Source organism: Wolbachia endosymbiont (group A) of Longitarsus flavicornis, assembly GCF_963931955.1.
Classification (GTDB): Bacteria; Pseudomonadota; Alphaproteobacteria; order Rickettsiales; family Anaplasmataceae; genus Wolbachia.
This window is the reverse complement of the sequence record NZ_OZ008337.1, coordinates 422,047-438,505: the sequence shown is the minus strand read 5'-3', so window position 1 is coordinate 438,505 and position 16,459 is coordinate 422,047. Positions and strand designations below refer to the sequence as shown.

Here is a 16,459-nt window from a genome sequence, read left to right as displayed (position 1 = left end):
ATTACATAATGCAACACAAACTTGCATTCTCCCTTGAAATAGAAAACTGAGATGTTTCCGTCCTTGGCGGACGCTTACGTAAAAGCCCATTTCTTGGATCTTCCTTCCATTTCTCATCTTCCATAAGCGCTCTTGTAAATTCTTCTCTTTTCTCATTCAAATCAAATTTATATTCTGATAACTTTTTGTCAATTTCATCAAATGATTTGTCTTCGTTAAGCATTTGTGTAATTTTATGAGCATTTTCTAACGCAAATATTCCACAATTATGCCCGTCACTCTGCTGATTAACTTTGGAGCTAGCTATGTCTAGTGACCATTGTTCTTTTAACAGTTCTCCTTCGACAATATTTAGCACATTATTTGGCAATTGATTACCAAATGAGTCGCAGTAATAAACTCTAAATTTCTTATCACCTGCATCAGGTTTAATAACCAAAGTTACCCAATGATTGTTGTTAACATGAAGAACCGAAGTAAATATCAATTTAGAATTTTGTTTTAATTCACCTCTATAATTCTGAAGAAATTCTTTTGTGAGTCCATCCCAACCATCAGAATAGCTAGGAGCAAGAAAATAGACATTACTATTACTATATTCACTTTGTGAGTACCCATATACAACTCTTGCAATATGTGTAATGTCATTATCATCTAACCAGTAAGTATAGTTTTTTCTGTTTGTCTGATGCACAAGAGTGTCCAAATTTTCATGAAACTCTTTACCACCCAACCCACTGTCTAACGAAGTAGAAGAACTTCTACGCTCTGTATCATCTGAACCGTTTGTTTTTCTTGATATAGTATCCACCCCACTGTCCATTGATTCACTCTTTTCCCCCTTTGAAGCTCTTTTTCCATTAATATAGTTCTTTGCTGAGCCAAATAAAGGTCCAACAACCATTCTGTATGCTACTGTAAGAATTATTCCCATTAAAACCCAAACTACGGGGTTAGAGATGAGCATAGCAAGTGGAAAGGTCAATAGAGGGGATCCTATTACCGCTCCTAAACAGCCAGCAGCGAATGTGGCTGCTAGGCATACACAAGTAGCGTAGATAACGAATTTTCCACCAGCAAAGTAAGTGCTCTCTTTAAGTTGATTATATTTTTTTGTGATGTTCGACATACTACATCCTATGAATGCTAAGTTAATTAAATTTTAACAAATTCTAACAAAAAAATCAACCATAATAATTTTAGTAGTATGAGAAAATATTGAATATTAAGAGCTTTTGAAGTACAGTAATAATGTTAGTAATAGCACAATATATGCACGATATAGAATATATACGCAAAAACCCTGAAGGATTTGAAAAGGCAATGAGAAGCAGGGGGATAAGAGAGTTTACTGCAAAAGAGATATTAGAAATTGATCACGAGAAAAGGTCATTAACCACTAAATTGCAAGATTTAAATAGGCAGCGCAATGAAATCACAGAGGAAATAAAGAAGCTTAAAATGAGCAAGAGCCCCTGTGAAGAGCAAATAGAGTTGTCGAAAAACATCACAAATGAAATAGAGGCAATCAGCTTAAAAGAACAAGCGGAAAAGGATAAGTTAGTGAATGTTTTATCTAACTTGCCGAATATCTCTGCACAAGATGTGCCAATAGGCGCAGATGAGAACTCTAATTTAGAGGTGAGAAAATATGGAGAAAAAAGACAGTTTGATTTTACAGCAAAATCTCATTATGAACTCGGAGAAAAATTAAGTTTAATGGACTTCGAACAAGCGGCAAGAATTTCCGGATCAAGATTTGCGATATTAAAAGGACAGTTAGCTAAGCTTGGACGAGCGCTAATAAATTTTATGCTTGAAATGCATGTTAATGAATTTGGCTATACTGAGGTATATCACCCAGCTTTAGTAAAAAACGAAGCTATGTATAACGTTGGTCAGCTACCGAAATTTTCAGATGATTCGTATTTAACTACCGATGAATTGAGGTTGATTCCCACAAATGAAGTGGTTTTAACAAATTTGGTTGCTGATAAAATAGTAGAGGAAAAAGAACTACCTATTCGCTTTACTGCGTATTCAGAGTGTTTTCGTAAAGAAGCAGGCAGCGCAGGGCGAGACACGAGAGGCATGATAAGGCAACACCAATTTGGTAAAGTGGAATTGGTGAGTATTACAACTGAAGACCAATCAAATGATGAACTTGAGCGCATGACGAATGTTGCTGAAGAGATATTAAAAAAACTGGAGTTACCGTATAGAGTGATGCTGCTGTGCAGTGGCGATATGGGCTTTGCTGCACACAAGACTTATGACATAGAGGTATGGTTACCTGAGCAAAATAAATACAGAGAAATATCAAGCTGCTCAAATTGTGGTGCATTTCAAGCAAGAAGGATGAACGCTAAATACTCTTCAGAAACTGATAAAAAGATAAAAAAATATGTTCACACTTTAAACGGCTCAGCTTTAGCTATAGGAAGAACGATTATTGCCATAATGGAGAATTATCAAAATTCTGACGGGTCGATTACAATACCAAACGTGTTGCAAAAATACATGAGTAATGATACTGTTATAAGCAAATAATAATTTTGACATATAGAAAAGCGAGGAAATAAAGATGAAGGTTCTGGTTATAGGTTCTGGTGGGCGTGAGCACGCTCTACTTTGGGCTCTAAAAAAATCTCCTATCTTAACTGAATTATATGTCACTCCTGGTCGCCCAGCCATGGGAAATTTGGGAGTTCTTGTGGATATAAATATTCAAAATTCAATAGATGTTACACAATTTTGCAAGAGAGAAAATATAGAGTTAGTTGTTATTGGTCCAGAACAACCAATAATCAATGGACTTGCCGATGATTTAGCTGCAGAGGGGATAAATGTTTTCGCTCCAAGTCAAGCAGCTGCAAAACTTGAGGCATCAAAGTCTTTCACCAAAGAATTATGTAAACAATATGGTATACCAACCGCCAAGTACGAGCGTTTTATTGATGAGGGGTTAGCTAAAAATTTTGTACGTAGCAATAAAATAAAATTTCCATTTGTAGTGAAAGCAAATGGAATTGCAGCAGGGAAAGGTGTGATGATATGTTGCACAGAAAGCGAAGCTTTTTCAGCAATAGATTCAATGCTAGTAGAGAAAAATTTTGGTGAGTCAGGCGAAGAAATAATCATAGAGGAGTTTTTAATTGGAGAAGAAGTAAGTTTTTTTGCTCTTGTTGATGGGTTGAAAGTAGTAACTCTTGGGTGTGCAAAAGATTATAAGAGAGTTGATGAAAGTAATGAAGGCCAAAATACTGGAGGTATGGGGTCGTACTCATCACCTTCAATTATAAGTAAGGACATGGAGCAAAAAATTATCCAAAAAATAATATATCCTACAATTCAAGCACTGACTAACATGGGGACACCCTATCGAGGAGTGCTTTTTGCTGGCTTAATGATTTGCAAAGATGGTCCAAAACTTCTCGAGTATAACGTTAGATTCGGTGATCCAGAAGTACAATCTATGTTACCTAGATTTGATGCAAATTGCGATTTGTTAAAATTGATGTTGTCAGTTGCAGAAGGAAAATTAAGTGCCAAAGTGGTGGAGCTTAATAACAAATCTACAATTTGTGTGGTTGTTGCAAGTAAAGGCTATCCAGGTGATTATCAAAAGGGAGAAGTAATTAAGGGATTGGATAAAATCGAGAGCATTCCTGGTGTATTGGTGTTTCATGCTGGTACTAAATTGGACGCAAATGGTAATTGGGTTTCCGATGGTGGAAGAGTGCTAAATATAGTAGCAGAAGGGAGCACTATAGAAGAAGCCAAAAGTAAAGTGTACTCAGCATTAAATTTTTTAGAATGGCCGGGGGGCTTCTTCAGATACGATATTGGTAGTTAATATTAACTACAGATGTGCCAGAAAGTGTATTAAATAGGACTTGATCTGACACTTAAAATAAGTAATTTATAAAATAATAAAAGAAAGGAGTGTTAGAAATGAGAAACAAAAATACTAAAACCAAAACTAGGGTTATTAGAGCTAGCAAAACAATTAGGAAATGTGTCTCAAGCATGCAAAGTGATGGGATACTCAAGAGATACATTTTATCGCTTTAAGGAGTTATATGAAAATGGAGGAGAAGAAGCATTACATGAAATAAGTAAGAAAAAACCGCTATTAGCAAACAGAGTTTCCGACGATATAGAAAGAGCAGATAGCTACAGAATTTCCTGCATATGGACAAGAAAGAGCTGCAAATGAGCTGAGAAAAAGAGGTATCCCAAGGAGGATGTATGGCTAACTTGAAACTCTCAAAAAGAGACTTAAAGCACTAGAGACAAAAGTAGCTCAAGATTTTAACTGAAGAACAACTTGCAGCTTTAGAAAAAGTGAAAGAACAAAGGGAAGCTCATGGTGAAATTGAGACGCAACATCCAGGTTATTTGGGTTCTCAAGATACCTATTATGTGGGCAATATCAAAGGTATAGATCAGCAAACTTTTGTTGATACTTATTCCAGAGTTGCAATGGTTAAACTTTACACAGCTATTACAGCTGCAGATCTTCTCAACGATAGAGTTATTCCATTTTTTGATGAGCAGAAAATTCCATTATTACGCATTTTAACTGATAGGGGTACGGAGAAGCCCGAAAATCACGCTTATCAGTTATATTTAGGAATCGAAAACATTGATCATTCTAGAACCAAAGCCAACTCTCCACAAACTAATGGCATATGTGAAAGATTCCATAGAACTATGCAAGATCAATATTATCTTTAGAAAGAAAATCTACTATTCTTTGACAGATCGATGTTGATCATTGGTTGCGTTCTTACAATAAGACAATCAGGCAAATACTGCTATCCTATGCAAATTTTTTGGATAGTAAACATATTGCTTTTCAGAAGAATATTAGTAGCATTAAACAACAGCCTGATATTAGTTTTGACTACGTCAATTCTTCTGTCAGTTAATTCTTGTCTGTCAGATCAAATCTTGTCTTTTACAAACACTCCCGACTTTTAATGACCAAGCAAATCAAGTTAAAATCATTAAGCCGGCTGTTGATAAAAAACCTTATGCTTTTTGCTTGATCGGAGGTGTCACCTCTGCACTTTCTGCTCCATCTAGGGTACTACTTGGTTTTTCTGTAGTAATTTTTTGAGTACTACCATCTACCTTATTCTTGATATCTGCTCCATATGATCTTAATACTTCAATAGCTTTTTTGTTTTCACTATTCAGCGCAATATCTAAAGCATCCATTCCATCATTATTTTTGTGGTTGATAAAATTTTCTAGCTCAAAGCTTTTTATATACTGTTCAATAACGAGTTTCACTACTTCTCCAGAGCAATTATTGGCAGCAGGAAAAAGTACTGTATTGTTATTATTATCTTTTTTTGTTATGTCTGCTTTAAGCTCGTTTATTAAATACTTGATAACTTCTACTCTGCCATCATTCTCTGCTTCAGTGCATTGCCGGGTAGCTAAAAATAAAGCTGTTCGCCCATTGTTATCTACATCTTCAATATCTTGCCCCTTATCAATTAAGGCTTGTATTATACTTTTATTTCCATATAAAGCAGCAAAGTGAAGAGGAGTGTGTCCTTCGGTGCTTTCTCTTTCATTAATCAACGCACCATGGCTAGCTAGTAATTCTATAAATTCTGGCGTATCTGCAAACACTGCAAAATGCGTTGGTGTTAAACCATCTTTATCATTGATTTTTGTTTTTGCATTAAGGAGAGTAGACCAGTGGAACTTCCCCACCAGTCTCTCGCAAAACTGTACGTAAACCTCTCGATTTATACAGCTTCCATTATTCAGCCTTTTGGCCTAACCCTAGTGTCCAGTGATAGAAAATATCCGGAGACCTCTTTCTCACCTTTCCTAGAAATTGTCTTGCTAGTCTTCCGTGACTCCTGAGTCTCTTATATTTCCTTTTCACCCACTTTTCTAGATGCCGCTCTATATTCTTTAGAGATTTGTATACTTCAGTTCTGTAAAATTTGCCATAGTACTGATACCAGCCTCTGACTATTGGATTTACTTTTCCTGATATCTCCTCTAATGTTATATGCGTATTTCGTAGCATTTTCCATGACCTTATGGTTGTAGTAATCTTTTTCTTGGCCTTGTTGCTAATTGCTGGAAGAAATGAAACAAAATACTTCCCTATTTTATTTCTTGCTAACCTGGGTCTGAATGTGTAACCCAGAAAATTAAAACTTTGTTTAGGAAATTCACCACTCCTATTGTCATCCTTACAGTACACTATCTGTGTCTTTTCAGGATGCAATTTCAACTTATACTCAGCCAATCTTTCTTCGATCATTACTTTCACAAACTCTGCCTGTTTCTCTGTTCTGCAGTGCACTATCGCATCATCCACATACCTCTCAAATGGTACTGTCGGGTAGTTCTTTTTCATCCATATATCAAACACATGATGCATGAATATATTAGAGATGATTGGGCTAACTGAACCTCCTTGCGGAACTCCTTTATCCCTAACTACCTTACTGCCATCTGCTTGCTGAATGGGGGCTTTCATCCACCTCTCAACATACAGTATGACCCATTTGCAGTCTGTGTGCTTTTTGATAGCTTGCAATGCCAAGCCGTGGTCCAAATTGTCGAAAAATCCAGATATATCAAGATCTATCGTCCAATCGTACCTCCAGCATCTTTTACGAGCTGTATCTACCGCATCCAGTGCAGACTTATTTGGTCTATAACCATATGAATCCTCATGAAATTTTGGTTCTACCAGCGGCTCTAGATACATAGCAGCAGCCGTTTGCCCTATCCTGTCGAATACTGAAGGAACACATAAAATTCTTTGCCCTCCTGTATCTTTTGGTATCGCAACAGCTTTTACCGGCTCTGGAAAATAACTTCCGGATGACATCCTATTCCATAGTTTGTACAGATTATCTTTTAGATTTTCTTCAAACTTTGTTATCGAAACCTCATCCACACCAGCCGCACCTTTATTTTTCGATACTTGTTTATAAGCCCTACAAATAAGTTGCTTTGGTATATCAAAAGACTTTGTTTTATTCATTAACTCCTCCCTTTCGGTTGATACATAATTAAAACTGAATAACTCAGCTCCTTCGCTCCATTTCCATTACAGAAACTTCTTCACTACTACGAGCTGATCCGCCCCTGTTTTTCGCATCGGTACTCTCATCCTTAGAGTTTAGCTCCTTGGATTTCTCCCTTATCATCGAAACGACAGGTTCCCGTAGTTCCACACAATAGCCTGAAATAGATTCATGCCACCTTTATGCCGGACGCCATCTATCCAGTAAACAAGCTCCCGATAGATTTATCCCAGGTTACAAACGACCCCCTGGTTTTGACATCATTTAAAAGGTTTCGACACTTCATCAGTGGTTCACTTTCGTTCATCTCTCTATTCCTTACATGACATATAATTATGCCTTTTCCATAACGCTCACTACCTTGGCTCTTTACCAAAGCAGCTTATGGTTGTTTGAAGCCTGCTCTTGTAAACCGGCTCCGAGGGACCTACCCTCATCTACTGTGCAGCTTTTGCACTTAGTTTGCTCTTACTTGAACATTCTTTGTGTCTCTACGGCACACCATTTGCTCCATTTTTTATTAGCAGTTTCGCTATTTCTAATTGTTTACGTCCAATGGCAATATGCAGTGGTGTACGATTGCGCTCATCGTTATCATTGACGTTTACGCCATACTTTATTAGTAGTTCTACAACTTCGATATTACCTTCCTGAATTGCAACATATAAGGAAGCATATCCATCTTTTGTTTCCTCTATCATAGAGAATTACGAACATACTAATTTATATATTATTAAGAATTATTATTAAATTTTTATTAATATTATATTAATAATGATTGAGATTTTAATTAAACAAAAATATTTATATTCGAAATGAGCCTAATACCAATTCCGACTGTAGAATAAACAAATAGACAATTTGCATATCTACATTCATATTCACCAGAACTAAACTCGATTTGATTTGTTAATAATGAGACTTGGTATAAGTTGTCATTCTAGCGTTGCTCGTACAGTTGTAGACGTTAAGCCTATTTAGTACTGCATATCAAGCTCATACTCAGTATGTAAATCTTTGACCAAAGCTACAGCGTATTCTTTTTGAACAATTATACTGATTTTGATTTCAGATGTTGTAATAGCAAGTATTTCTGTCTTTTTTTCGCTTAAAACCTTGAGTGTGCGGTGCATCACTTCAGCGTTAGACATAACACCAATACCAATTATTGAAATTTTAGCTACATTATCGTTTATAGCATAATTTTCATTCTTATTCAGTAACTTTTCCATTAAATCAATATCAAATTTGGAGATAACAAAACTTGACCCATGTATCATATCAATTTTAACGTTTGCTCCTGCTATATCTCTTAAAGTACGCAAGTTATTTGCAAGGTTAGTGAAAGTTACAAGAGCTTCATTAGTGCTATAAGCTATTCCAGTAATTAAGTATCTCTCTAGTACCTCCCTTTTGTGTAGCACTGTGGTACCTTCTACTTCCTTAAAAGTGGATAGCACTTGCACTTTAATGTCATGTTTCATTGCAAGTTGTACTGAACGATTATGCAATATTTTAGCACCAGATGACGACATTTCCAACATTTCATCGTAAGAGATAAATTTGAGCTTGCGTGCCTTTGGAACAATTCTCGGGTCTGCTGTATATATTCCATCAATATCAGTAAAAATTTCGCAAATTCTAACACCAAAGGCTACCGCGAAGGCAACTGCTGATATATCAGAGCCTCCTCTTCCAAAAGTAGTGATTCTATCATCATTTATACCCTGAAAACCAGCAATGATCGCAGCAGTATAACCCTCAGCAAAAGATCTTTTCACACGGTCAATCTTTATTGTTTTTATTTTAGACTCAGAATAAAAATCATCAGTTACAATTGGTAACTGCCAGGCAAGCCACGATTTAGCATTAACTCCGATCGATTGGAGAGTGATAGCTAATAGACCGCAAGAGATTTGCTCTCCTGCTGAAAGCATAACGTCATACTCTGATAACTCTTGTCTGCAACTTAAATTTGAGATTTGCCTAGCCTGAAAAGCCATTTGGTCAGTAAATCCTGCAACAGCAGATACAACAACGATTACATTACAACCTTTCTCAATATCGTTTTTTATCAAATTTGCAACTCGGTTTAAATCAGTTAGCGAAGTCCCACCAAATTTTTTTATGATTATTTTGTCCATGGTTACAATATAACTCTCTTCTGAAGAAAAATATAGTTTTTGTAGAGATACAGCTAACCCAAATTAGGTTTACTGAAACAAATTTTATGATTGTATTGAACAATTTAAGTTGTCATTCCAGCGCGTGACGCTGGAATCCAGATTTTTTAGACTGGATCCTATGGTCAAGCCCACAACTTGTATCTTTCACTATGTAAGATATTAGAGCTAAAATATCTTACAGGAAGGGTGAAGCTGACGCACAACTGATGCCAACAAGGCCGACGTACAGATTTGCTCCCCTTCCACGTAGAGTTAAAAGACTGAACAGTATCTTTGGAATTATATCCCGTATTTACAAGGTTGGTCTAAACTCTCAGTTTTATTTATAGTTTTGGAGACGGGTTTATGCAAGTAAATGCTATTTTAGGTGTAGACATTTCTAAACAAAAATTTGATGCTTGTTTGTTGGTAGGCAGCAAAGAACGACATAAAGTTTTTCACAACAACAAGGAGGGCTTTGAAAAGCTTGTAGCTTGGTGCAATAATCATGAAGCAAAACTTATTCATCTATGTCTCGAGGCAACTGGTTGCTATAGTGAAGATTTGGTTAACTTTATGTACGATCTGGGATATAATGTAAGTGTGGCAAACCCAGAAAGCTTTTGGCAAAAGTGAGCTACTGAGAAACAAAACAGATAAGTCAGACGCTGCCATGATTGCTAGGTTTTGTATTGCTAATAAACCTAATCTTTGGAAACCTGCTCCTCTTGAAGTTAGGTGTTTAAGAGAACTTTATCGTTGTTTGCAAACGCTCAAAGATGACAAGTTGCAACAAACGAATCGCTTAGAAAACAAAAACATGTATTCCAGTTGTAAACAAGCCATACTTGAAGTAATTGCTACAATAGAAACACAAATTGCTGCGCTAGAGAGAGAAATTAATAGGCATATAGATAACCATCCACACCTAAAAAATATGATAGAAAATATCAAGACTGTAAAAGGTGTAGGACATCTTACTGCTATAGCTGTTGTTGCGGAAATGCCATCAGTTGATAATTTTGATCATGCTAGGCAATTCACAGCCTTTGCTGGTTTAAATCCACAGCATTATCGATCAGGATCATCCGTAAGTAAAAAAAGTCGAATATGTAAAATAGGATCTGAGCGTATTCGCAAAGCTCTTTATATGCCAGCTATAGTAGCCAAGAATCATAATTCTCACTTTCAAAAGTTTTGCCAACGTTTAGAAAGTAAAGGAAAATGCCCAATGGTTATAATTGTTGCGCTGATGAGAAAACTAATGCATGTATTTTTTGGTATTCTTAAAAACAATCAACCATTCAATGGTGGTTTAGTTAAGTGACTCATTGACATGAGAAAGTTGCTTACCTTTTCTAACTCTTTGACCAGAGATAGTAGAGTTTTTACTGAGAAATGTAACAAATAGGTCAGCTTCCCTAAATTAGTGTAGCTGTGCGTCCGCACAAACTTAAAGCACAGCTACACTAATCAATGGAATTTAAATTCGGTTTAAAAAGTTTTTTAAAATTACTATTGACATGAAAGACAGTATCTGTACGAACATTGTGACTTGAGAATAATCTCCGCCAGGAAGGGTGTCATCCCAGTGCTTTGGCACTGAGATCCAGAAAACTTAATTTTAAATAAGTACACCAGATAGCTGCATAATAAAGGCTGGATTCCAGTGCCAAGCACTGGAATGACATCCTCCCTTGTGGAAATTGCTCTCAAATCACAATGTTCGTACAGCTATGCGCGGTATAGATTCCGCTAACTAGTAGCGGAATGACGAATTTGTTGTTTTAAAATTGTCAGTAAATCTAAGTCAGTTTAGCTATATAGCACGAACTAAACCACTAAGCAGCAGAAGACCTTGCATGACCTCCAAAAAATGCTTTTACTCTTTCAAGATAAGTAGGTGGTTCTGCAGGGATTTCTATATTATACATTGAATAATACACTGCTTCCTTTATACTATCATCTGTAACTAATTCCCTTAATTTTTGCTTTATGGCACCTCTTTGAATACTTTTTCCATACTCTTCGTAAAATTTTATGTAAAGCTCTTTAAAGACAAATTCTCTTATTTCTATTATTGATTGGTTAATGTTGCTCTTCACCTCATCGCTTATATTATTTTTATCCGCATAATCTTCGGAGTAAAAATCTTCAAACTTGTCTACCAAAATTTTTAATTTTTTATAATTGCAATATTAGACTTCTTTCAAAATTGTTAGAGGGAGTGTAAGATGAAGTATTTGAAAGCATGAAATATAAGGAAATAGAAAAGTTAGAAGGAGAAAAGTTTCGACGTTTAACAGGGGTAAAAAAAGCAACATTTGAGTGAATGGTAGAAATTCTAGAAGTGGAGGATAAAAGAAAAAAAGCTAGAAGTGGAAGAAAAAGTAAACTTTGCATAGAAGACAGGCTACTTATGGCACTGGAATATATAAGAGAATATCGTACATATTTTCATATTGGGCAAAGCTATGGCATGAGTGAAAGTAACAGTTTTAAAATAATAAGATAGGTAGAAGACATATTAATAAAACATCCAGATTTTGCATTACCAGGAAAAAAAGAGCTATTAAAGAGTGATGTAGAATATGAAGTTTTAGTAATAGACGGAACTGAAACGCCAGTAGAGAGACCAAAAAAAAGCAAAAGCCCTTCTACTCTGGAAAGAAAAAAAGGCATACTATAAAAACACAAATAGTAACAGAGAAGAAGAGTAAAAAAGTCATATGCACATCTTTCTCGAATGGTAGAAAACACGATTTTCGGATGTTTAGAGAATCAAAGGTAGCAATATTACCGGACACCAAAATCTTAGCTGATGCCGGCTACAGGGGAATGCAGAAGATACACAAAAATGTTGTATTACCGCACAGGAAAATGAAAAAGAATCCGTTAAGCAAAGAACAAAAAAAAGAGAACAGGGCACTTATGAGCCAAAGGGCAATTGTTGAAAACGTAATTGGCTTATTGAAAAGGTTTAAAATCATCTCGGACAGGTATAGAAACCGACGAAAACGTTTTGGTTTAAGGTTTAATTTGATTGCTGCAATTCACAATTTTGAGCTCCATACATGAATTTTGAAAGAAGTCTATTGATTTTGGTTCACGTACGATATCGGTAGTTAACATTAGCTACCTGAGGGTCAGAGTCGCCTTTCTTAAAGATATTTTAAGTATACTAGATGTATTATTGATACGTGATAATAAAACTGGGGGGTTTTATGGAAACATCTGAATTGACTTTACTCGACTTGCAGGACTTGCTTGAAAGTTTGAAAGGGCATGTACGTAGTGAAGTAGAAAAATATGTAGACAAAAGGATAGAAGAAGTTAAAGACGAAGCAGTAACGTATATAGTGAACAAAGTATTAAATAATATGGTGGGTAATGAACCACTAAATAAGCCCAAAACGGATAAGTCTAAGGAAATTATAGAAATTGATGATGATGGCTTAACGCAAAATCAAAAAGTTATTAAAGCTCTTTTTATAGGTAGAACACTTGTTGGAGAATATAAAAAGAAAATGTATGAAGTTACAGTCAGTAATGAGGGAAAGTTTATTTACAATGGGGAAGAATGTAGTGCTCCTTCTACGGCTGGCACAAGAATTACCGGTAAAAGTTGCAACGGTTGGGATTTTTTTAAAGTATGCCTTGACCCCAAAGAAAAACTGAGGACTCTGAGTTACCACCGTTCAAAGTTTCTGTCAGCTAAAAATAGATCATAGCTAACGTTTAAGCCACACATTAAAGCTTTTAAAGAGGTCTTAGTTTACTTACTCCTTTATTTCCTTTATTATCAGATATTGCTTTAAATAATATGGAGGAGCAAATTGTCAGCAATTGCCATTATTGATTTTGGTTCACAGTTTACACAGCTTATCGCAAGACAAGTAAGAGGAATGGGCGTTTATTGTGAGATATTTCCAAGCAACATCAGTTTTGAAACAATATCAAAATTCAATGGGTTTATTCTCTCTGGAGGACCACAATCTGTAAATGATGATTGTTCTGAAACAAGTAGAGTAGTACATGAAATTATAAAACTTAATGAGGCAACAAACGTTCCTATACTTGGAATATGCTATGGACAGCAACTCATTTGTCATTATTTTGGAGCAAAAGTAAAAGAGAGTTTCAAACAGGAGTTTGGCAGAACTAAAATCAAGATGCTAAAAGAATCCCCCATTATAAAGGATACCTGGGATGTTAATTCTGAGGTGGATGTATTAATGAACCATGCGGACAGTGTTGATACTATACCACAGGGATTTACTGTTATCGCATCAGGTGTGATAAATCAAACAATTGCAATGATTGTTAACGAACAGCGGAAGATTTACTGTACTCAATTCCATCCTGAAGTGAAGCCCACAACAAATGGCAGTAAATTGCTCTCTAACTTCTTGGATATTGCAAATTGCGAAAGAGACTGGACAATGAAGTCGTTTATTGAGGAGCAAAAGGAAAAAATCAAAAATGTAGTAGGAGAGAAAAAAGTAATCGCTGCAGTAAGTGGTGGGGTTGATTCAAGTGTTGCAGCGGCTCTCACACATAAAGCTATAGGAAAACAATTGAACTGTATTTTCATTGATACTGGGTTATTACGCAAGAACCAAACCATTGCTATGTTGAAAGAGATTCTGATAAATTACGTTGATAAATCAAATTTATTTTTGAGTAGGTTGAAGGGAATAACTGATCCAGAAGAAAAGCGAAAAATTATCGGTAACACTTTTATTGAAGTGTTTGAAGAAGAAGCAAAAAAAATAGGTGATGTGGATTTTTTGATGCAAGGTACCATTTACTCTGATGTAGTTGAGTCAGGGCATGCCTCAGACAACACTAGTACAATTAAGTCTCACCATAATGTTGGTGGGTTGCCAGAAAAGATGAATCTGAAGCTAGTGGAGCCTTTACGTTACCTCTTTAAAGATGAGGTAAGGCTACTTGGAAAAGAAATTGGGCTTTCGGATGAGATAATATTTCAACATCCATTTCCTGGACCTGGACTTGCAGTGAGGATTATAAGTGAAGTCGATGAAGAAAAGGTGCGAATATTGCAAGAAGTAGATGAAATATATATTAATACGATGAAAAATTACGATCTATATGATAAGATATGGCAAGCTTTTGCTGTATTATTACCAATAAAAACTGTAGGCGTTATGGGAGATGATCGTACGTATGGATATGTTTGTGCTTTAAGGGCTGTAACATCATCTGATGGTATGACAGCCGATGCATTTCCATTTGAAGATAAGGATCAACACTTGCTAGTATTTTGGGATTTTTTACAGAATGTTGGCAGTATAATTGTTAATAATGTTCCCGGAGTAAATAGAGTTGTGTACGATATAACTTCCAAGCCACCTGCAACCATCGAGTGGGAGTAATCATGAGATGTCATGCAAACTGATTCCTTTATGACGGTGTCATCCGAGTAGCTTGACTACTTGGATCCAGAAAAGTTTGCTTGTAAGCAAGCAAACTAGCATAGAAAGTGGTTACAACGTTTTCGATAAGATTATATGGAAAACTGGATTCCAGACTGGAATGACAAGAAAGGGGCTACCCAGACGACACCTTGACGATTTTTCAAATCGTCGGTAAACCTAATCCGCTTTAGCTATAGATCTGGCATGTCTTATAGCTTAAGATATTAGGATTATATAGACTAAGGTGCGCTCAAAGTCGATTAAAAAGCCCTCTATTATGAAATTGATATTGATTGCAAAATTATATACAATAAAGGATTATATTAATAAAAAAGGTATTCATGACTAATCAAAAAAAGCTTGCATCATATGCAGCAATAACCATAGGTTCTGTAGGGCTTATAGCTAGTACCATAGCTCTTACTATGTATCATTCTAGTTTATCACCTCTGATTGTAGGGGGAATGATTGGCTCTATGCTACCGCTACTTGGATGTGCTGTTTTGGGAATTGTATCGCTCAATAAAGACTTTTACAGAAAAAATGCAAAAGAACAGACACATATTGAATTGATTGATAACTCAAGTAAGCTGGCTGGACCTGCTATAGCAGGGGCTGTTACTTGTTTTGGAATCGGAGCGGGTTTAGTTGCTCTTGGTGTCACATCACCTATAGCTATAGGTGTTGTAACTCTAATAGCAAATCCATTTGTTATGTTCCTTTTAAGTGAAATAATTGAACGCTCTTCTTCTCCACCAACACCAGGTAGCTCGTTTGATGGTGTGAAAGCTGATGGTGCTGATAAAGGTTGTAATCCTTGTCCTACTAATTAATCAGTTCTTTCCATCCAAGAATCATTTTATTGGCTTGCCTTAATGTTTCAACAGACGGCAAGTCTTCTGTGCTGAGTGGTAGGCGGACAGTTTTGTGTTCTATGAGCCCAATGTCGTGTAATAGCGCTTTAGTAGGTATTGGGTTGCTGGCAATAAATAGAGCTTTGCAGGCTTGTTGCCAGATATCTGTTGAACTTTTCATGTCATTTCCTGTCATTTGAACAGGTTTCCTTCTGGATTCCAGCGTCACGCGCTGGAATGACAGTGAAGAGAGTTCGTCGTTCAGACATTTCTTAACATATTCATGCGCTATGCGTGGCCAAACATTGGAAGCAACGGAAACCAGGCCAGCCGCACCATAAGCTGCCATATCAGATATCATATTATCATCTCCGCAAAAGACCTCAATATTTGGAGCAACTTTCTTATACTGAGCTAAAGTATCAACGGTGCCACTTGAATCTTTGATAGCCCAAAATTTTTCGTGGCTGGATAAGTTGCGTACAGTTTCGGCGTGAAGACTCACTCCTGCTCTCGATGGAATATTGTAAAACATAGCCGGCACATGTGCTTTTTCAAGTAGCTTTTCAAACCATAAAGTCTGCCCCATAATTCCGGGCTTTGCATAAATGGGAGTTGTCATTAGATAGCCGTGAATAGGCATATCCTTGCAAAAATCAAGCCATTCAAGAGTCTGATATAGATTCACCCCTGGTACGCCAATTATAATTTTCGTATTTAATTTTAGCTTACATACAAATTCAACTAACTCGCGTTTTTCAGAATCAGTAAGCGATAGGCTTTCACCTGTGCTACCCAGTAACACTATACCATTTTCAGCTTTAACTTGCATTGTCAGTAAACGCTGCAAACTGCTATAATCTACGCTATCCCCATTGTAATTAAATGGAGTAACACAAGCAGTCCATAAAAATGTAGATTTCAAC

Annotated in this window: 13 protein-coding genes and 3 pseudogenes; 8 read left to right on the top strand and 8 right to left on the bottom strand. The window is 36.3% G+C overall.

All coding sequences use genetic code 11. The features are described from left to right. Nucleotide 1 precedes the first annotated feature (1 nt). Nucleotides 2-1,129, bottom strand: a complete 1,128-nt coding sequence (locus AABM58_RS02165; RefSeq protein ID WP_338406183.1) for a Ulp1 family isopeptidase — start codon at nucleotides 1,127-1,129, stop codon at nucleotides 2-4. 143 nt (nucleotides 1,130-1,272) lie between these two features. On the opposite strand from AABM58_RS02165, the gene serS reads away from it, so the two are divergent. The 3 genes and pseudogenes from serS to AABM58_RS02150 all read left to right on the top strand — a co-directional run bounded on the left by serS (nucleotide 1,273) and on the right by AABM58_RS02150 (nucleotide 4,934). Further along, nucleotides 1,273-2,550 (top strand): serine--tRNA ligase, encoded by a 1,278-nt coding sequence (gene serS, locus AABM58_RS02160; protein ID WP_338406881.1) that lies wholly within the window; start codon nucleotides 1,273-1,275, stop codon nucleotides 2,548-2,550. A 34-nt stretch (nucleotides 2,551-2,584) separates the two neighbouring features. Next, nucleotides 2,585-3,856 carry a phosphoribosylamine--glycine ligase gene (gene purD, locus AABM58_RS02155; RefSeq protein ID WP_338406182.1) on the top strand — a complete coding sequence of 424 codons (1,272 nt, stop codon included), beginning with the start codon at nucleotides 2,585-2,587 and terminating at the stop codon, nucleotides 3,854-3,856. 111 nt (nucleotides 3,857-3,967) lie between these two features. Next, nucleotides 3,968-4,934 (top strand): annotated as a pseudogene (locus AABM58_RS02150) (helix-turn-helix domain-containing protein). Nucleotides 4,935-5,037: 103 nt separating this feature from the next. Here AABM58_RS02150 and AABM58_RS02145 read toward each other — a convergent pair. From AABM58_RS02145 to AABM58_RS02125, 5 genes are all read right to left on the bottom strand, one after another. Next, nucleotides 5,038-5,733, bottom strand: a complete 696-nt coding sequence (locus AABM58_RS02145) for an ankyrin repeat domain-containing protein (protein ID WP_338406181.1) — start codon at nucleotides 5,731-5,733, stop codon at nucleotides 5,038-5,040. A gap of 49 nt (nucleotides 5,734-5,782) precedes the next feature. Then, the gene (gene ltrA, locus AABM58_RS02140) at nucleotides 5,783-7,030 is read right to left on the bottom strand and encodes a group II intron reverse transcriptase/maturase (RefSeq protein ID WP_338405985.1); all 1,248 of its coding nucleotides are present in this window, start codon (nucleotides 7,028-7,030) and stop codon (nucleotides 5,783-5,785) included. Between the two features lie 43 nt (nucleotides 7,031-7,073). Continuing rightward, nucleotides 7,074-7,196: a hypothetical protein gene (locus AABM58_RS02135; protein ID WP_338405986.1), complete on the bottom strand. Its 123-nt coding sequence runs from the start codon at nucleotides 7,194-7,196 to the stop codon at nucleotides 7,074-7,076. Nucleotides 7,197-7,564: 368 nt separating this feature from the next. Beyond that, nucleotides 7,565-7,774, bottom strand: a complete 210-nt coding sequence (locus tag AABM58_RS02130; protein WP_410529772.1) for an ankyrin repeat domain-containing protein — start codon at nucleotides 7,772-7,774, stop codon at nucleotides 7,565-7,567. 276 nt (nucleotides 7,775-8,050) lie between these two features. Beyond that, nucleotides 8,051-9,217, bottom strand: a complete 1,167-nt coding sequence (locus tag AABM58_RS02125) for an aspartate kinase (RefSeq protein ID WP_338406180.1) — start codon at nucleotides 9,215-9,217, stop codon at nucleotides 8,051-8,053. A 387-nt stretch (nucleotides 9,218-9,604) separates the two neighbouring features. Here AABM58_RS02125 and AABM58_RS02115 point away from each other — a divergent pair. Further along, nucleotides 9,605-10,565 (top strand): annotated as a pseudogene (locus AABM58_RS02115) (IS110 family transposase). Between the two features lie 514 nt (nucleotides 10,566-11,079). On the opposite strand, the gene AABM58_RS02110 reads toward AABM58_RS02115, so the two are convergent. Next, nucleotides 11,080-11,409, bottom strand: coding sequence for a hypothetical protein (locus AABM58_RS02110; RefSeq protein ID WP_338406179.1), 330 nt, complete (start codon nucleotides 11,407-11,409; stop codon nucleotides 11,080-11,082). Between the two features lie 80 nt (nucleotides 11,410-11,489). Here AABM58_RS02110 and AABM58_RS02105 point away from each other — a divergent pair. The 4 genes and pseudogenes from AABM58_RS02105 to AABM58_RS02090 all read left to right on the top strand — a co-directional run bounded on the left by AABM58_RS02105 (nucleotide 11,490) and on the right by AABM58_RS02090 (nucleotide 15,512). Further along, nucleotides 11,490-12,316: pseudogene (locus AABM58_RS02105) on the top strand (IS5 family transposase). Between the two features lie 146 nt (nucleotides 12,317-12,462). Further along, nucleotides 12,463-12,969 (top strand): DUF2924 domain-containing protein, encoded by a 507-nt coding sequence (locus AABM58_RS02100; RefSeq protein WP_338406178.1) that lies wholly within the window; start codon nucleotides 12,463-12,465, stop codon nucleotides 12,967-12,969. Between the two features lie 105 nt (nucleotides 12,970-13,074). Further along, nucleotides 13,075-14,637: a glutamine-hydrolyzing GMP synthase gene (guaA, locus tag AABM58_RS02095; RefSeq protein WP_338406177.1), complete on the top strand. Its 1,563-nt coding sequence runs from the start codon at nucleotides 13,075-13,077 to the stop codon at nucleotides 14,635-14,637. Between the two features lie 383 nt (nucleotides 14,638-15,020). Next, nucleotides 15,021-15,512 carry a hypothetical protein gene (locus tag AABM58_RS02090; protein WP_338406176.1) on the top strand — a complete coding sequence of 164 codons (492 nt, stop codon included), beginning with the start codon at nucleotides 15,021-15,023 and terminating at the stop codon, nucleotides 15,510-15,512. Here AABM58_RS02090 and dapA read toward each other — a convergent pair. Beyond that, entirely contained in the window at nucleotides 15,505-16,458 is a 954-nt protein-coding gene (gene dapA, locus AABM58_RS02085; RefSeq protein WP_338406175.1) for a 4-hydroxy-tetrahydrodipicolinate synthase, read from the bottom strand. The two genes, AABM58_RS02090 and dapA, sit on opposite strands and share 8 nt — an antisense overlap. Nucleotide 16,459: the final 1 nt, after the last annotated feature.